This is a genomic window from Helicobacter zhangjianzhongii (assembly GCF_030249855.1).
Classification (GTDB): Bacteria; Campylobacterota; Campylobacteria; order Campylobacterales; family Helicobacteraceae; genus Helicobacter_B; species Helicobacter_B zhangjianzhongii.
The window spans coordinates 135,326-150,701 of record NZ_JANURN010000006.1; the positions used below are offsets into that span (position 1 = coordinate 135,326).

Below are 15,376 nucleotides of genomic sequence, written 5' to 3' on the forward strand. Positions count from 1 at the left end.
AAAGCTGTGGAGTATGGACTCTATGCTGCTAGCTAAGGTGTTTGGCGGCTCGTTGGTGATGAGATTGGATCGTGTGAGATTGGTGGGGGCTGTGCGGCGGGTCTGCGTGGGGGCAGAGCTGGATTCTAGTGAGAGGCTACTTTGCTGCTGCCCCCCCCTAATCGACTTTTGGCAGTGGTGCTAGACTCTTGCAAATGCTTCATCGCTTGAAATGCTCCTTAAAGGGTGTGGGTCTTGGATTGTGGGCTAGCTTTAAGCGTGTGCTTAAAGCTAGAGAAGTTATAGAGCGAAGTCTTTGATCTTGTCAAATTCTAGGTATTTATAGACTTTAGAGGTGTCTTGTCCTAGCTTTTGTGGGACTATTTGGAGGTATTCTTCAAGGCTTGGAAGTCGCCCGAGCTTGGCACACACTGCGCCTAGCTCCGCGCTGCCTAGATAGACTTGCGCGCCTTTACCCATACGATTGTCAAAGTTTCTTGTAGAGGTGGAGAAGACCACGGCATTGTCTTTCACGCGCGCTTGATTGCCCATACAAAGGCTGCAGCCGGGCACTTCGATCCTAGCACCTGCTGCGCCAAAGAGAGAGAAGTAGCCCTCATCGCTTAGCTGCTTAGAATCCATCTTTGTAGGAGGCACTAGCCAAGTGCGTGTGGCAGACTGCCCTTCGTTTTTCATAATCTCGCCAAACGCCCTAAAATGCCCGATATTTGTCATACAGCTACCGATGAAGACTTCATCGATATTTTTGGGGCGTTTAGGATCTGCTAGGATCTCGCTCAAAGTGGCGACATCATCAGGGTCATTGGGGCAGGCTAGGATAGGATCTGTGATTTCACTTAGATCAATCTCAATCACCGCGGCATACTCGGCATCTTTATCCGCTCTTAGCAAGACGGGGTTATTGATCCACTCGCGCATTTTCTCCGCGCGGCGTGCTAGGGTCTTGGCATCGCCATAACCATCTTTAATCATCGCGTTGATGAGTGAAATATTGGATTCTAGGTATTCGATTATGGGCTCTTTGTTTAAGGCTATGGTGCAGGCAGCCGCACTACGCTCGGCACTCGCATCACTTAGCTCAAACGCCTGCTCGACTTTGATATTTTCTAGCCCTTCGATTTCTAGGATTTTGCCGCTGAAGATGTTCTTTTTGTTTTGCTTAGGGACGGTTAGGAGTCCTTGCTTGATCGCGTAGTAGGGGATCGCATTGACAAGATCGCGCAGGGTGATGCCCGGATTCATCTTGCCTTTGAAGCGCACAAGCACGGATTCTGGCATATTAAGCGGCATAGAGCCTGTAACTGCCGCAAAGGCTACAAGCCCGCTGCCTGCTGGGAAGCTAATGCCTATGGGGAAGCGAGTGTGTGAGTCTCCGCCTGTGCCAACGGTATCTGGCAGGCAGAAGCGATTGAGCCACGAGTGGATCACGCCATCTTTAGGACGCAGGGCGACACCACCGCGATTGCGCATAAAATCTGGCAAAGTCGCTTGCAAGCTCACATCAGCAGGCTTGGGGTAGGCTGCTGTGTGGCAGAAGCTTTGCATCACAAAATCCGCGCTATAACTTAGGCTAGCAAGCTCTTTGACTTCATCGCGTGTCATAGCACCGGTGGTGTCTTGGCTGCCCACGGTGGTGGCGATTGGCTCGCAGTATTCACCTGCTCTAACCCCATCTTTGCCACACGCACGACCGACCATTTTCTGCGCTAGGGTGAAGCCCTTGGTGCTAGATTGTGGCTGGGCAGGCTTGGCAAAGCCCTCAAACTCGCCTAGCCCTAGGAATTTACGCGCCTTGTTGGTAAGCCCTCGCCCGATGATAAGGGGGATCCGCCCGCCCGCGCGGATTTCATCAAAGATTGTATTTGGGCTTAAGGTGAATTTGCTTACTACCTCGCCATTTTTCACAATCTCGCCACTATAAGGCTTAAGCGTGATAATATCGCCCTCTTTTAGCTTATCGACATTTGCCACTACCGGCAAGCAGCCGCTATCTTCACAAGTGGCAAAAAATATTGGCGCGATAATGCCGCCTATCACAAAGCCGCCACTTTTTTTGTTTGGCACATAGGGAATGTCATTGCCAAAATGCCATACGATAGAGTTGCAAGCGGATTTGCGGCTGCTACCTGTGCCGACCACATCGCCGACATATACGACACTAGCACCATTATCTTTGGCGATTTTTTTGATATTTTCTATGCGAGATTCGTAGTTTTCTACGCGGCTTTTTAGCATAGCTTTAGCGTGGGTGGGTATATCACTTCTGGTGAAAGCATCGCTTGCTGGGCTTAGGTCATCGGTGTTGGTCTCGCCATCGATTTTAAGCACGGCAAGCTTAATCTCCTCTGGCAAGGCAGGCTTATGCAAAAACCACTCTGCATTCGCCCACGACTCGATGATTTCTTTTGCTAGGGCAGAAGTTTTGCTCATCGCCGCAATGGTATCAAAGGTGTCATAGATAAGCAGCGTGTGCTTTAGCCCATTTGCTGCGGTTTGTGCTACTTGCTTGTCGCTATTTTCTAGGGCTTTGATGAGATAGGGGACATTGTAGCCTCCTAGCATTGTGCCAAGTAGCTTTGCTGCTAGCTCTGGGGAGATACTCTTGCAGGATTTGCCGGCGATGATCTCGCCTAAAAATTCAGCCTTAAGCTTGGCTCCTTCATCGACTCCGGGGCTTACGCGATTGGTGAGCAAATCAAGCGCGAAGTCTTGCTCCTCCTTGCTAGCAGCGGAATCTAGCAGGATTTTGATCACTTCGCCAACTTGCGTTTGCGTAAGTGGTAGTGGTGGGACGCCTTCTTTGGCTCGCTCTTGCACGGCGTTGTTGTAGTCTGTGATAAATGCTTGCATTGGGGTTCTCCTTTTCATTGTTGGGGTTGCTTTGAGAATTTCTAGTATAGCAAATCTTGCGCTAGCATAAGTTTAATTATTTCTTAACTTTTCTTTGTTTTATGCTTTGCATTATGTGGCGTATAGTAGGATTTGCCTATGGCTTACAATCCGCCAAATCGCCTTGTGCGTGAGTGAAACTCCTCAATAATGCGCGCTAGCTCGTTGATATTAAAATCTGGCCACAGCGTCTGGGTGAAAGCTAGCTCGGCATAGCTTGCTTGCCATAGCAGGAAGTTTGAGAGTCGCTGCTCGCCACCTGTGCGGATAAGCAAATCCACATCGGGCATATCCGCAGTATCAAGCGCATTGGCTAAAGTGGATTCTAGAGCTTTGGCGGCTTCTTGCGGATCATCACTAAGCTTTGGGCTTGCTAGCACAATCTTGCGGCAGGCTCTGGTGATCTCATTGCGCGAGCCGTAGTTTAGGGCTAGAGTTTGGGTCAAGTTTGTGTAGTGGGAGGTGGAGGATTCTAGGTCTAGGATTAGATGCTTTAATGGCTGGGAGAAGAAGTCTATATCCCCAATCGCGCGGAATCTAATGGCATTGTCGTGATAGGTCTTGGCTTCATCGCGCAAATATCGCTCTAAAAGCTTCATAAGGAAATCGACCTCTGTTTTGGGGCGATTCCAATTCTCTGTGGAGAAGGCATAGAGTGTGAGATAGCCTATATCGTGCTTGGCACACCAATTTGTGATCGTGCGGACATTGCTCGCGCCTTTTTTATGTCCTGCTTGTCGTGGCTTGCCTTGTAGTTGTGCCCATCTGCCGTTGCCGTCCATAATGATTGCTAGGTGATTGAGAGGGGGGAGCATATATATCCTTTTCTAATTTGGTTTGATTTTGTGCGATTCAGCTTTGGGTAAGCAATGCGATTGATTACGCTATTTTTAAGGCAACCGCAGACCTCAAGTCTTGCTCTGCCCTAAAAATAGCGTAAAACACCCACAGCCCCACCGCAATTCTTAGAATCGTTTGGCTCAAAAACAGCTTGAACTCCTAGAATCCTTTGTTTGCTCTTGTAAAGTTTGGGTGGTTTTAAAAGTGGATTCTAGCCTAGAATCCACTTTTGACATTGCTGCTTTTCTTGCTGCTCTAGAATCCACTTTTGCGCCTTATGTCTAGATCCAATCACTTCCCCAAGCAAAACTGCCCAAACATACTATCAAGCACTTCTTCACTATTGTAGGGGTGGGTGATATGCCCTATGGATTCTAGGGCATCTTTGATATGGTAGGCAAACAGCTCTAATTCTAGGGAGTCTAGCTTGGTGCAAGCACTTTGTATATGGGCTTGTGTTTGTGCGATTGCCTCTTGCTGGTAGGGTGCGCTTAGGATAATGTCTTGGTAGGATTCTTGGGCTAGGGCTTGTGCGATCGCGCTATAAAGTATGCTAGCAGTGGCGGATTTATCTAGGGCATTTACCGCGATTGTAGCGGCAGAAGTGGATTCTAGGCTTTGGAGTGTGGCTGAATCTAGTCTGCTTGGGAGGTCGCATTTGTTGATTATAGGGAGTATTTTGGGGGGGCTTTGGCGGCTTGCGCCCTCTCCTTGCACGAGTGCTATTATCGCTTCATCTTGAGTATCTAGGGGGCTAGAGCCATCGAAAACGACAAGGATTATGCTCGCTTCTTTTAGGGCTTGGAGGCTCTTTTCTATGCCTTTGGATTCTAGGGGGTCGGTGCTTTGGTGTATGCCAGCGGTGTCAATAAGCCGCACGCGGTGGGGTCCTATCAGCAGCTCTTCTTCAATGCTATCGCGCGTGGTGCCGGCTATGGGAGAGGTGATGGCACGATCATAGAGCAAAAGCGCATTAAGCAAGGAGGACTTGCCGACATTTGGCTTGCCGATAAGGCAAAGGCTGTGGCATTGATTGGGGCGAGCTTTGGAAAAGGTGTAGATATTGCTTAGGCGCGTGGCAAGGGCATCTAGCATAGAGTGGATTCTAGTGATAATATCGCTTGGAATGTCTTCTTCACTATAATCAATCATCACTTCTGTGTGGGCTAGGGCGTTTATAAGGCTTGTGCGCACTTGCTTTACAAACGCTCCTAAATCGCCTTTTAGCTGCTTGGCTAATGCACTTTGGAAAGAGGCGTCTCTTGTGGCAATCATCTGGGCTATGGCGTTTGCTTGGGCGAGATCTAAGCGACCATTGAGATAAGCACGCTTGGTAAATTCCCCAGCCCTAGCGATCCTAGCTCCTAGGGCTAGGCATTGGCTTAGGACTTTGCTGCCGATGATCTCGCCGCCGTGGCATTGAAATTCCACGACTTCTTCACAAGTGTAGCTTCTTGGCGCGGCAAAATACAGCACTATGGCTTCATCGATAAGCGCGCCTTGCGTGTCATAGAGTGTGCGTAAGGCGGCGTAGCGTGGGGTGGGGAGCTGGTCTTTGGTGATGGCTTGGGCGATTTGGGGGGCTAGCTCGCCGCTTACACGCACAATACAAATCCCACCCACACCACTAGGGGTAGCAATAGCAGCTATGGTATCTTGCATATAAGTCCAGAATCTAGCGGTAAAAATCGTTAATCACGATATACCGCTCATTTTGGGCGTTTTGGCGGAAAGAGATGTATTTATCCGGAAATGTATCGCGGAGCTTTTTTAGCGCGATAAAGGCTAGAATCCCATCAAGCGGCTTGGTCTGGGCTTTGCCCTCTCGGCGCACTTCATTGATGATACCTACCAAATACGCCTCTATGGCTTCTTCTTGGTTTTGCAAAAATTGCGCGATTTCTAGGCGGATATTGTAGCCATAAGTGGGCTGGATCCAATTAAAAAGCAAGTAGGATAGGGCTTTGTAGCGGTAGCCTCTCTCACCGATCAATAAGGCAGAATCCGCTCCATCTAAGAAGATATAGAGCGTTTGTGGATCACAGAAGCTTACTTGAATCGTGTGGATTTTGTAGGGCATAAAGCTTAGCATTTCTTCAATAGCAGCGGTGATTTCTGCGATGATTTCGTCTTTTGTCTGAAATATTTGTGTCGTTTCTGTAGAATCTTTGAAAAACTCCGATGCGTTAAAAAACTCTTGATCTGTGGTTTGTGTAGGCTGATGTAGCGCGGCACTTTGTGGTGCATGGGCGTGTGGGATAGGGGCTGTGGCGTGGGGCTTGTCTTTTAGACTAACGACAATAGTCGCTGGCTTTTTAAATAAGCCCAAAAACCCGCTAGATTCATACTGGATAACTTCATATTCTAGCTCCGTGACAGAGCAGCCAAACTCTAAAGCCGCTTGGCTTAATGCCTCTTGCAATGTCGGTGCGGTGATTTTTTTCATCGGTGTTATTCCTTGGTTTTTGGTTTGGTCTTTTGGGCGTGGTCTTTGCTAGGCTTTTTGTGCTTGGCGATTTCTACGGCTCTTTGCTTATCGATGATTTTGTTGATGACAAGCTGCATACCGATAGCAAAGATGTTGTTGATCGTCCAATACAGCACAAGCCCCGCTGGGAAAGTGATAAGGAAAAGCGTGAAAATAATAGGCAAAAGCTTGAAAATCCTTGCTTGCATAGGGTCTAGGGTATTTGGTGTGAGAGCTTGCTGGATATACATACTAGCCCCCATAAGAATAGGCAAGATAAAGTAAGGGTCCATTACTGATAGATCGTGTATCCATAGAATCCACTGCGAGCTTTTAAGCTCCACAGCATTATAGAGCACGCGATAAATAGCGAAAAACACAGGGATTTGTAATAGCAGTGGCAAGCAGCCGCCAAGTGGGTTTGCGCCGTGCTTTTTGTAGAGCTGCATCATATGCATTTGCATTTTTTGCGGATCGCCTTTGTATTGCTCTTGGATTTCTTTCATTTTAGGCGTGAGATCTTTAAGCCGCTGCATACTCATAATACCCTTATAGCTAAGGGGGAAGAGGATCAAGCGCACAATAATCGTAAGCCCGATAATCGCCCAGCCCCAATTCCCCATAAGCATATAGAGCCACTCTAGGAGTAAAAATACCGGTTTAGCAAAAAAGGTGATAAGCCCATACTCCACGACATCAGTGAGCGGCTCGTAAATGGATTTTAGCAGCTGATAGTTTTTGGGTCCTACATAGCCCTCTAGCTCGATATTAGAATCTAGCATAATATAGGGGATCGGGTGCTTTTTGCTATCGCCGACAACCTGTGCGTGCAGCCCTCGCACATCACGCGTGAAAAGTAGCGTAGTGAAGTAGCGATCTGATGCGGAGATAAAAGGCACTTGTGTGAAAGACTGCCCCTCTAGCTTGGCGTCTTTGTCCTCTATTTTTTCTATCGTGCCTTTTAATCCATCGCTTTTTAGCACAACGCCGTGGAACGCATAGCCATCATCATCAGCAACCGGACGCATACCGCTTGAGAGCGCGTAAGGTGTGGGCTTGGACATAGCGATATTTATGGTGTATTTCAAGCCATCATCATCATAGAAAAACTGCAGAGTTTTGGTTATGGTCATATTTGGCATTGTTTGCGTGAGTGTGAGCGTTTGTGGTGTGCCGTTGTTCTCTAAGGTGATATGGGCGTTTGAAGCCTTGTAGGTGGTGTTTGTGGCGTGGGCGTTTAGGGCTTGATCTTGGAAGCGGATCTCTAGTGGTAGAATAGTCTGTGGTGCGAAAAGTGGGAGTTTTTCTTGGGGTGTGGATTCTGCGGAGTTTAGCCCAAAGAGCTTGCCCAAATGGCTAAAAAAGCCTTCTTGTCTTGGGGCGGTGAATTTCTTGTCTTTCAAATAGACTTGTGCGATTCTCCCTAGATCATCAATCTCTACTTCCACGCTACTAGAAACAACACGCGAGATGATAGGGCGTGCAGGTGCTTGAAATGGACTATCTTGGCTGGCTTGTGGGGCTTGATTGTGAGCAAAGTTGGGAGAGTCTGCTTGACTTGTGCTAGATTCTGTGGAGTCTAGCGATTTTGCTGTGTTTGCTTGCTCGCGCTTCTGCTGGGCTTTGCTTGGGTCTTGCACAAAGTAGCTGTAAATAATAATGAAGATAAAAGAAACAACAACGGCAAGTAGCACTCGAGAATTGGTATCATCTTTTTTCATTCGCGTATCCTTCTAAAATTTATATTTGTGTAAGGCTCTTGCTAGCTTTTTGTAGCTGCTTGGTAGAGACATCTGCAGTATGTGGGATTGAGATTGCATTACTTACTCCTAAGTGCTGGAATGATGGCATAGCAAGTAGCATCTTGCGCGCTCTTGTGCGTATGGATAGGGACATACCAATACACAAAGTCTTGGGCGTGTGTGGATTCTAGGTCAATGCCCTTTGTAACTCCTATGCTATGTGCTATAAATCGCTTTTTGATGATCGGGTATTCTATCCCACCTTGTGCGAAAGGCTGGCAGCGCATAAGGCGATAAGCTATCTTCATCATCGCGTGAAGTGGATTCTCGTGTGTCAAAAGCAAGCAAGCATAATGCGAACAAGTCGGGTAAAATCTACACGAGTTACCAAATAGCGGCGATAGAAGCACCTTATACAATCGCCATAGTCCCAGCACCATAGCCACCGCGATTTTGCTGCCTTTTTTGCGTGTGAGCAAAGCTGTCTGTCTTGCTACTATCATATTACATCACAGAATCTAGCAAGATTGCTTTGGTTGTGAATTTTAGCATAGGCATTTGTGGGTTTGTGTGCTGTTTCTCGCGAGCATTGAGCCACGCGCAGGCTATCCTTGCTATGATTGCTTATGCTGTGAGACATTGCTTTATCTGCCGGGCTATGCATTGCTTGGGCGCGTGGGGCTTGGCTAGGCTTGGCTTTTGCCTTGTGTAAATGCTGCAGGATAAAGGCTAGCGTTTTGTGGAGTGAGTCTTGCAGCTCTGCAAAGCTCAAATCTGCCACACCGGGCTTAGCGACAAATACCAAGCACAATCCATACGCGATCTGCTCATTTGCATTGCATATCGCACGCACGCGTCTTTTTAGGCGGTTGCGCACTACGGCATTGCCAACTTTGCGAGAGATACTAAGCCCGAGCTTTGAAGGCTGCTTAGGAGAATCGTGATCGCGGTATAGGTGGGTGTTTGTGTGGGATCCTAGCAGGCTAGAGATCTTGCACACATAAAGCGTGAAGCCTTTAGCATAGCGCGAAAACCCACGCTTATAGACAAAGTCAAATTCTTGCTTGGTTTTAAGTGAATCCATAGCGACCTACTAGCGTTAGATTGCGAGTCGTTTGCGTCCTTTGGCGCGTCTTGCATTGATGACTCGGCGACCATTTTTTGTCTTCATTCTCTCGCGGAATCCGTGTGTCCTCTTGCGTGGTGTGTTGTGTGGTTGGTAAGTCCTTTTCATAAAAACCCTTTAAATTAAGTGTAAAGCGCGGATTCTAGCATAGCTTGCCTTAGGTATAGCTTGAAAATCTCTGTATTTACTTTTTGGCTATATCGTTGCATTGTTATTTTAGTATTGCTAGGAGTTGGTGTGTATAGGGGTGTTTATATAGCTCTTGGATTGGTGTTTGCTGTGTGGCTTGGTGGGTGCGCTCGCTTTGGCATTACGGCGGATTTTAGCGCGACAAAAGATGAGCTAGATATGCTTAAGCAAACAAGTGGCATAGAGATAAAAGCCTTGAAGCAAGGGGGCGTGAGCTATCAAAAGGGCGTGCAGATCTTGCGCTCTAGGTTTGTGGATTCTAGTGTGCAAGTTGAGCTTGGGCAAAAAGACATAGCCCATAGCGTGATTGTCCTTTATATCAGTGCGCAGCTAACGCCATCTGTAGCACAAAAACACTCCGCACAATCTCTACTCTTTAGCCCGGCAAATATTAGTGCGCATATAGGAGGCGTGGCATTAGAGGTGGTGGATTATGACAGGCTGCGCAAGGGTGATTATGACTTTATTGAGATTTTGCAAGATTTCAATATCCCCACGCCCACGCCTAGTGTAAATGCCCAAATGGTGCATTATAATATCTCACCATTTTATTATGTGGCAAGTCCGGGGTTTTTATATTTCCCGCTTATGGCAAGCCCATTTATGATAGAAAATCCAAGCACAATCGCCTATGCACAAGAGAAGCGCGGTGCGCTTAAGGTGCTACTAATGAATGCCTTGCGAGAATCTAGCTTATCAAGCGACAAGGCACAAGGCGGCTTTGTTGTCATCAAGGACAAGGGCATTAAGCACAATGGCATAATGATAGTAGAAGTGCGGATTGTGGGTGAAGTGCATAGATTTGCCTTTAGGCTAGAGAAGTTAAGATAGCAGTATGAATCACACACCATTTGATACGATTCTCAAAGCGCGAAATAATTACATAAAAAGCGTGCGTAAAACTAGGCAGCCTAACGCCCCCAAGCCTAGCGGCGTAGAATCTACACAGGATTCTACTAAGAGTATCGCCCTAAACAATGCCAAAGAGCAATTTGTCTTAAAAGTTTCAATGTTTAGCGCGCTATTTTTAGCGGTATTTGGCGTGGGCTTTGGTGTGTGGATACAGAGCAAGGCGGTGATTTTTGATGGCTTTGTCGCGCTTATTAGCGTGGGGCTTGGTGCGCTTAGCGTGATCACTTCGCGCTACATCTATAAAGAAGATGATGATGTGTTTCAATACGGCTATGTGCGCTTTGAGCCTATGGTGAATTTTTTTAAATCATTGATTTTGGTGCTTGTGTGTTTGTATGCGTTTATCACTGCGCTAGAGAGTATATTTTCTGGTGGGTATGAGGTGCTGCTTGATGGAGCGGTGCTTTACACGCTGTGTGCTTTTGGCTTTTGTGCGCTGCTATTTGGCTATACGAGTGTGTATGCTAAGAGGCTAGATTCTGATCTCATCGGCGTGGATAATACAGAGTGGAAAATTGATTGTATCTTGTATCTAGGCACGCTTAGTGCATTTGCCTTGCTCTATGTGCTGCTAACTCCACTGCAATCGCACAATATAGAATCCCTGCGCAGTCTTATCCCCCTGGATTCTAGCCAGATTTTAATCCTCTCGCGCTATATTGATCCGGGGTTGCTTGCGATTTTGTCGCTGCTTTTGTGTGTGAGTCCTGTGCGGATTTGTATCGCGAATTTTAAAGATCTCATTATGGTCGCGCCAAGGGATCTTGATGAGAAAATTACGCAGATTATGGAAGAGCTTAGTCAAAAGTTTGGCTTTGGTGATTATGATACACATACAGCAAAATCGGGGCGGTTCTATATGATAGAGATCAATATCTTAGTAGATTCTACGACAGATTGCGCGATCACTTCTATCGATGATTTTGATAAAATCCGCGATCATATTGAAGCAGCTCTTGAGATCCCAAGCTATAAAATCTGGCTGTCTGTGAGCTTCACGGCTAATCCCAAATGGCTTTAGGCAGTGGGTAGCTAGCTTGACAAATTGCGCGTGCTTTTTGCTACAATAATCCACCACACAAACACAAAGAGTCAATATGAAAGATCTTATCATTGTAGAATCCCCAGCTAAAGCCAAGACGATTAAGGCATTTTTAGGCGATGGGTATGAAGTCATCGCGTCTAAGGGACATATTCGCGATTTGCCTAAATTTTCTTTCGGGATCAAGGTGGAAAATAGGCACTTTATCCCAGAGTATCAAATCCCTAGCGATCACAAAGAGCTTGTATCCCAGATCCAAAAGCTCTCCAAAAAGGCAAAGACTACTTACATCGCCACCGATGAAGATCGAGAGGGAGAAGCCATAGGCTATCATATCACACAAGCAATCGATAACACAAAGCCGCTAGAATCTTTCCCGCGCATAGTCTTCCACGAGATCACCAAAGGCGCGATTTTGCAGGCATTAGCACAGCCACGCACGATTGATATGGATAGAGTCAATGCCCAGCAAGCGCGGCGACTACTTGATAGGATCGTGGGCTTTAAGCTTAGTGGGCTTATTGCTAGCAAAATTTCTAAAGGACTTTCTGCAGGCAGGGTGCAGAGTGCTGCGCTAAAGATTGTTGTCGATAGAGAGCGAGAGATACAGGCATTTACGCCGCAAGACTACTACACTATTTGCGCGGTGTTTAATGGTGTGCAAAGTGAGCTTACGCACTTCAGCGGACAAAAGCTACAAAAGTTTGATATAAGCACGCAGGAAATGGCGGATTCTATGGTGCAAGCCTTGCTAGAATCCACTTTCACTATCCGCGACATTAGCAAAAAGGAAAAAAAGTCCCAAACACCTCCGCCATTTATGACTTCTACCTTGCAGCAAAGCGCGTCATCTACTCTTGGCTACTCGCCTACGCGCACGATGAGCATCGCCCAGCGTTTGTATGAAGGCGTGGCGACAGATAGTGGGGTTATGGGTGTTATCACCTATATGCGCACAGATAGCCTAAATATCGCTACAATCGCCCAAGAAGCCGCACGCAAATACATCGGGGAAAAGTATGGAGCAAGCTATGTCCCAGATAAGCCCAAAATCTACACGAGAAACGCCAAAAGCGCGCAAGAAGCGCACGAAGCCATCCGCCCTACAAATATCAACTTCACGCCAGAAATCGCCAAATCCTACCTAAAGCCCGATGAGCTAAAGCTCTATACACTGATTTATAAGAGATTTTTAGCCTCTCAAAGCACAGAAGCCATCTATGAAGTGCAAAATGTGTTTTTCACAAGTGAAAGGGGCGAGTGTAAGGCGCACGGCAGGAAACTGCTTTTTGATGGATATTTGGCTATTTTAGGCAATGATGATAAAGACTCTTTGCTGCCTGATTTTACGCTTAATGCTCTCATTACACCAGAATCCATCGCCGCGCAAAAGCACACCACAGAGCCACCAGCACGCTACTCTGAAGCAAGCCTTATCAAAATGCTAGAATCCCTAGGCATAGGGCGTCCTAGCACTTATGCACCCACGATTTCTCTGCTTGCTTCTAGGGAGTATATCGCTATCCAAAACCGCCAGCTTATCCCGCAAGAATCCGCCTTTCAAGTCATCACGCTTTTAGAGGAGCATTTTTGCGAAATAGTGGATTCTGCCTTTAGTGCGGATATGGAAGAAAAGCTTGATGAAATCGCGCTTGCCAAGCACTCTTGGCAGGAAGTGTTGTGGGATTTTTACGAGCCATTTATGGCGAAAATCACGCAGGGCAAAACAACCATCGCCAGTCAAAAGATCGCCACACCCACGGGAGAGTTTTGCCCAGAGTGTGGCAAGGAGCTTGTAAAGCGCAAGAGTCGCTATGGAGAGTTTGTAGGCTGCAGCGGCTACCCCAAATGCAAATACATTAAAAAAGAAGATCAAGCTCTAGAATCCAGCGAAGAAGTGTGTGAGAAATGCGGCAGGGCAATGGTGAGAAAATTTGGCAAAAGGGGAGAGTTTTTAGCGTGTAGCGGCTACCCAGAGTGCAAAAATGCCAAGCCCTTAAATGGTGCAAGTGGCGAGAAAAGCCCTAGGGCAAGCCTTGAAGTCCCTTGTCCAGAGTGCAAGGGCGAGCTTGTGCAAAGACAAAGCCGCAGGGGGAGCTTCTATGGCTGTAAAAACTACCCAAAATGCACCTTTTTGACGGCGTTGCAGCCTACTAATCTTGCGTGTAAAGAGTGTGGCTATATGCTTGGGCAAAAGCAGCTAAAAAGTGGCGAAGTGCTTGAGTGCTTGCGGTGTAAGGCACGCTATGATGGGCAGACACAAGAGCCTTTGGGCAAGGCTCCTGCCAAAACTCTAGCCAAAGCTTCCGCTAAAACTTCTACCAAAGCCCCCGCCACATCGCGCACAAGCAAGGCAAAAAAGGCATAGATCGTGCCGCAAAATACAAAAAAATCAAGCATAGATTCTAGCCCCAATCCCCTAGAATCCATAATCTTTGGTCCGGTGCGATCGCGCCGCTTTGGGCTATCGCTTGGCGTGGATCTCTCACCAAGCCATAAGCAATGCAACTTTGACTGCGTGTATTGCGAGCTACACAAGGCAGGTCCTATGGACTCTATGGAAGTCGTGCTACCACCACAAGCAGTGATACAAGCGATCAAGCAAGCGTTGCAGGTCCATAGGGCGATTGATGTGCTAAGCTTCACTGCCACAGGCGAGCCTACACTCTATCCGCATTTGTATGAAGTCATCACTGCGGTTACGCCATTTTTGCCACAAGGCACAAAATCGCTAATCCTAAGCAATGGCTCAAATCTTGTAGCCCAAAAGCACGCGTTAAATGCTTTTGATATGGTGAAGTTTTCTTTAGATGCGGTGGTGCCTAGCGCGTTTAAAAAGGTAGATCGCCCAAGCAAAAGCCTTGATATAGCGCAGATTTTGCAGGGGATTAGGGAGTTTGCCTCTAGCTACAAGGGCGAGCTTATCGCAGAAGTGCTGCTTGTGCAAGGGCATAATGACACGCAAGAAAATCTCTATGCTATCGCAGAATTTCTGCGCCAGATCCCTATATCTCGCGTGGATTTAGGGAGTATCGATCGCCCAAGTGCCTATGCAGTAAAGCCTCTAAGCAATGAGCGATTGCAAGAGATGGCAGAGATTTTTAGCGGTTTGCCGCTTATGCTGCCTAGCCGAGTGAGCTCCAAAAACCAAGATAGCCAAGATGATCTAGCCCAGAATCCACCTGCAAAAAGCTCACCTCGCAGCAAAGAGACATTGCTAAAGCTCATCGCCACGCGTCCTATTGCCTGCGATGAAGCTGCACAAATCTTTAGCCCGCAAGAATTAGCCCAGCTACAAACACTCATCGCTCAAGGTGCTGTTATCATCAAGCAGCAAGGGGGAAATAAATTTTATACAGCAAAGCACTAAGGCTCTCAAAGCTAGATTCTCGTGTAAATGCGGCTTCTAGGTTTGTGGTATTTATTGTTTTTGTTTGGATTGCTAAGTGTTGCTTATACCAAAGCTGTGATAATAAAGGGCTGTCATTATAAGCTTTAAAAAGTGGATTCTAGTAGCACTCATTTTTCATAAGTTGATTTCTCCTACTCTCTCACTTGCAGGTGGATTGCTCGCGTGGCGATTCATAAAACAAATCTAGAATCCAACCAAAATACCCAAACCTAGAATCTAGTTTTGTAAAGTGGATTCTATAAGGTGTGGTGATTTCATTAGCGCGGATTCTAGGGATTACCACGCGAGGTAAGTGCGCCAGCTTATAATGACACAGATGAGATTATAGGGGGATTTAGTTTTTGAGCTAAAATCCTTTAATAGACCACTAGTCTTATCTCCTTGCTCGCCTTGCAAAACAAGGGACACCGCTCGGCGCAAGCCGATGTTTCTTGAGAAAGCCCCAGATTCTCCCTCCGCAATCTTAGAATCCAGCGACTCTTTTGGTGTTCCCTCCTGCGTGCTTTGCGCGGTGCTAGAATCCTGCGCCGTGCTTGGCGCGGTGTCGCTCTCTTTTTCAGTCTGCGGCTCTTTTGGATTGACTGCGCTATCACTTTGCGCCGCGCTAGAATCCGCGCTAGAATCCTGCGCCGTGCTTGGCGCGGCTTCTTGGGCTAGCTCGCTAGAATCCGCGCTAGAATCCACTTTTTGCGCAGTGACTTGGCTGCTCTCTTTGGTGGATTCTAGGCTTTGGCTGTTTTCTTGGGCTTCTAGGTTT

The 15,376-nt window shown here is 47.2% G+C and carries 15 protein-coding genes; 5 read left to right on the top strand and 10 right to left on the bottom strand.

Annotated features, from left to right (window positions below; translation table 11 throughout):
* Window positions 1–13 precede the first annotated feature (13 nt).
* The gene (locus tag NYG90_RS07555) at window positions 14–184 is read left to right on the top strand and encodes a hypothetical protein (RefSeq protein ID WP_285264907.1); all 171 of its coding nucleotides are present in this window, start codon (window positions 14–16) and stop codon (window positions 182–184) included.
* A gap of 95 nt (window positions 185–279) precedes the next feature.
* Here the strand turns inward: NYG90_RS07555 and acnB are convergent, their stop codons facing one another.
* The 9 genes from acnB to rpmH form a co-directional block, all read right to left on the bottom strand.
* Window positions 280–2,850 carry a bifunctional aconitate hydratase 2/2-methylisocitrate dehydratase gene (gene acnB / locus NYG90_RS07560; protein WP_285257240.1) on the bottom strand — a complete coding sequence of 857 codons (2,571 nt, stop codon included), beginning with the start codon at window positions 2,848–2,850 and terminating at the stop codon, window positions 280–282.
* A 143-nt stretch (window positions 2,851–2,993) separates the two neighbouring features.
* The gene (locus tag NYG90_RS07565; RefSeq protein WP_285264908.1) at window positions 2,994–3,704 is read right to left on the bottom strand and encodes a di-trans,poly-cis-decaprenylcistransferase; all 711 of its coding nucleotides are present in this window, start codon (window positions 3,702–3,704) and stop codon (window positions 2,994–2,996) included.
* 165 nt (window positions 3,705–3,869) lie between these two features.
* A complete protein-coding gene (locus NYG90_RS07570; RefSeq protein ID WP_285257238.1) occupies window positions 3,870–3,995 on the bottom strand; it encodes a hypothetical protein in 126 nt (41 codons plus the stop codon).
* 25 nt (window positions 3,996–4,020) lie between these two features.
* Window positions 4,021–5,391: a tRNA uridine-5-carboxymethylaminomethyl(34) synthesis GTPase MnmE gene (gene mnmE, locus NYG90_RS07575; protein ID WP_285257237.1), complete on the bottom strand. Its 1,371-nt coding sequence runs from the start codon at window positions 5,389–5,391 to the stop codon at window positions 4,021–4,023.
* A 13-nt stretch (window positions 5,392–5,404) separates the two neighbouring features.
* Window positions 5,405–6,175 (bottom strand): Jag N-terminal domain-containing protein, encoded by a 771-nt coding sequence (locus tag NYG90_RS07580; protein WP_285257236.1) that lies wholly within the window; start codon window positions 6,173–6,175, stop codon window positions 5,405–5,407.
* Window positions 6,176–6,180: 5 nt separating this feature from the next.
* Window positions 6,181–7,917 (bottom strand): membrane protein insertase YidC, encoded by a 1,737-nt coding sequence (gene yidC, locus NYG90_RS07585; RefSeq protein WP_285264909.1) that lies wholly within the window; start codon window positions 7,915–7,917, stop codon window positions 6,181–6,183.
* Window positions 7,918–8,015: 98 nt separating this feature from the next.
* A complete protein-coding gene (yidD, locus tag NYG90_RS07590) occupies window positions 8,016–8,378 on the bottom strand; it encodes a membrane protein insertion efficiency factor YidD (RefSeq protein WP_285257346.1) in 363 nt (120 codons plus the stop codon).
* A 59-nt stretch (window positions 8,379–8,437) separates the two neighbouring features.
* Window positions 8,438–9,022, bottom strand: a complete 585-nt coding sequence (rnpA, locus tag NYG90_RS07595; protein ID WP_285257234.1) for a ribonuclease P protein component — start codon at window positions 9,020–9,022, stop codon at window positions 8,438–8,440.
* A gap of 15 nt (window positions 9,023–9,037) precedes the next feature.
* Entirely contained in the window at window positions 9,038–9,172 is a 135-nt protein-coding gene (gene rpmH, locus NYG90_RS07600; RefSeq protein WP_084330947.1) for a 50S ribosomal protein L34, read from the bottom strand.
* A 129-nt stretch (window positions 9,173–9,301) separates the two neighbouring features.
* On the opposite strand from rpmH, the gene NYG90_RS07605 reads away from it, so the two are divergent.
* From NYG90_RS07605 to NYG90_RS07620, 4 genes are all read left to right on the top strand, one after another.
* Window positions 9,302–10,084 (top strand): hypothetical protein, encoded by a 783-nt coding sequence (locus NYG90_RS07605; RefSeq protein WP_285257233.1) that lies wholly within the window; start codon window positions 9,302–9,304, stop codon window positions 10,082–10,084.
* 178 nt (window positions 10,085–10,262) lie between these two features.
* The gene (locus tag NYG90_RS07610; protein WP_434062735.1) at window positions 10,263–11,186 is read left to right on the top strand and encodes a cation diffusion facilitator family transporter; all 924 of its coding nucleotides are present in this window, start codon (window positions 10,263–10,265) and stop codon (window positions 11,184–11,186) included.
* 76 nt (window positions 11,187–11,262) lie between these two features.
* Entirely contained in the window at window positions 11,263–13,575 is a 2,313-nt protein-coding gene (topA, locus tag NYG90_RS07615; RefSeq protein WP_285257231.1) for a type I DNA topoisomerase, read from the top strand.
* A gap of 3 nt (window positions 13,576–13,578) precedes the next feature.
* Complete coding sequence (locus NYG90_RS07620; protein ID WP_285257230.1) at window positions 13,579–14,577, top strand: radical SAM protein; 999 nt, start codon at window positions 13,579–13,581, stop codon at window positions 14,575–14,577.
* Between the two features lie 318 nt (window positions 14,578–14,895).
* Here the strand turns inward: NYG90_RS07620 and NYG90_RS07625 are convergent.
* The coding region (locus tag NYG90_RS07625) for a hypothetical protein (protein WP_285264910.1) at window positions 14,896–15,376 on the bottom strand (481 nt) is incomplete at its 5' end.

Excerpts from the sequence above, each read along its gene's own strand:
- NYG90_RS07555 (WP_285264907.1), top strand. The coding sequence starts at position 14 with ATGGACTCTATGCTGCTAGCTAAGGTGTTTGGCGGCTCGTTGGTGATG.
- acnB (WP_285257240.1), bottom strand. The coding sequence starts at position 2,850 with ATGCAAGCATTTATCACAGACTACAACAACGCCGTGCAAGAGCGAGCC.
- NYG90_RS07565 (WP_285264908.1), bottom strand. The coding sequence starts at position 3,704 with ATGCTCCCCCCTCTCAATCACCTAGCAATCATTATGGACGGCAACGGC.
- mnmE (WP_285257237.1), bottom strand. The coding sequence starts at position 5,391 with ATGCAAGATACCATAGCTGCTATTGCTACCCCTAGTGGTGTGGGTGGG.
- NYG90_RS07580 (WP_285257236.1), bottom strand. The coding sequence starts at position 6,175 with ATGAAAAAAATCACCGCACCGACATTGCAAGAGGCATTAAGCCAAGCG.
- yidC (WP_285264909.1), bottom strand. The coding sequence starts at position 7,917 with ATGAAAAAAGATGATACCAATTCTCGAGTGCTACTTGCCGTTGTTGTT.
- yidD (WP_285257346.1), bottom strand. The coding sequence starts at position 8,378 with ATGGTGCTGGGACTATGGCGATTGTATAAGGTGCTTCTATCGCCGCTA.
- rnpA (WP_285257234.1), bottom strand. The coding sequence starts at position 9,022 with ATGGATTCACTTAAAACCAAGCAAGAATTTGACTTTGTCTATAAGCGT.
- rpmH (WP_084330947.1), bottom strand. The coding sequence starts at position 9,172 with ATGAAAAGGACTTACCAACCACACAACACACCACGCAAGAGGACACAC.
- NYG90_RS07610 (WP_434062735.1), top strand. The coding sequence starts at position 10,263 with ATGTTTAGCGCGCTATTTTTAGCGGTATTTGGCGTGGGCTTTGGTGTG.
- topA (WP_285257231.1), top strand. The coding sequence starts at position 11,263 with ATGAAAGATCTTATCATTGTAGAATCCCCAGCTAAAGCCAAGACGATT.